The sequence below is a fragment of the Streptosporangium nondiastaticum genome (assembly GCF_003011965.1).
Taxonomy (GTDB): Bacteria; Actinomycetota; Actinomycetes; order Streptomycetales; family Streptomycetaceae; genus Streptomyces; species Streptomyces nondiastaticus.
On sequence record NZ_PXWG01000303.1, the window covers coordinates 1 to 1413 of the forward strand.

1 pseudogene is annotated in these 1413 nt (G+C 79.8%); it reads left to right on the top strand.

Features of this window, described 5'->3' with window-relative positions:
- Positions 1 to 1413: pseudogene (locus B7P34_RS37950) on the top strand (hypothetical protein); the annotation flags it as partial.

Consider the following 1413-nt stretch of genomic DNA (forward strand, 5'->3'; position numbering starts at 1 on the left):
CGAACGCCGCGGCCGAGCGCACGGCCGCGGAGGCCGCCGAGGCGCTGGCCGCCGCGCAGGAGGAGGCCGCCCGCCGCCGGCGCGAGGCCGAGGAGCTGCTGGGCGACGCCCGTACGGAGGCGCAGGCCGAGCGCGAGGCCGCGCGCGAGCAGAGCGAGGAGCTGCTGGCCTCGGCCCGCAAGCGGGTCGCCGAGGCGCAGGAGGAGGCTCAGCGCCTGGTCGAGGAGGCCGAGGCGCGCGCCGCCGAGCTGGTGTCGGCCGCCGAGGCGACCGCCCAGCAGGTGCGGGACTCCGTCGCGGGGCTGCACGAGCAGGCCGAGGAGGAGATCGCCGGGCTGCGCTCGGCCGCCGAGCACAACGCGGAGCGCACCCGCACCGAGGCCCAGGAGGAGGCCGACCGGGTCCGGACCGACGCGTACGCCGAGCGCGAGCGCGCCGGCGAGGACGCGGCCCGGATCCGTGCCGAGGCCCAGGCCGCCATGGAGGCCGCCGAGGCCCGGGCCGAGCGCACGATCGCGGACGCGGTCACGGAGGGCCAGCGCCTGGAGGCGGAGGCCGCCCGCACGCTGGAGGAGGCCACCGACAGCGCCCACGCCAAGCTCGCCGAGGCGGGCGTGCAGGCCGACGAGCTGCTGTCCGAGGCCATGGCCGAGGCGGAGAAGCTGATCGCGGAGGCCGAGGAGACGGCCGAGGCGGCCCGGCGCGACGCCGCCGCCACGGCCGACGAGGCGCGGGCCGCGGCCGCGGCGCGCCGCTCCGAGGCCGCCGAACAGGCCGACGCCCTGATGGCGGAGGCCACGGCGGAGGCCGAGCGGCTGATCGCCGAGGCCACGTCCGTCCTGGACGAGGCCCGCGAGTCGGCGGAGGCGCAGCAGGCGGAGGCGGCCGCGGAGGCCGCCCGGCTGCGTGCCGAGGCCGAGCGGACGGTCACGGAGGCCCGCAAGGACGCCGAGAAGCACCGCGCGGAGGCCGAGGAGGCCGCCGAGGCGCTGCTCGCCAAGGCGAAGGCCGACGCGGAGCGCACGGTCGCGGAGGCGTCCGCCAGGTCCAAGCAGATGCGGACCGACGCGTCCGACGCCCTGGCGTCGGCCGAGCAGGACGCGTCCCGGGCGCGCGCCGAGGCCCGCGAGGACGCGAACAAGATGCGTTCCGAGGGCCACGCCGAGGCCGCGCGGATCGTCCGCGAGGCCGAAGAGCTGACCTCCGGGGCGCAGGCCGAGGCGGACCGCATCGTCGACGAGGCCCGCGAGGCCGCGGGCCGGCGCCGCACGGAGGCGGCCGCGCAGGCCGACGAGCTGATCGCCGAGGCCACGGCCGAGGCCGAGAAGCTGCGGGCCGACGCCGCCGCCGCGGTGGAGGCCGCGCGCCGCGAGGCCGCGCGGACGACCGAGGAGGCCGCGGAAGCCGCCGAGA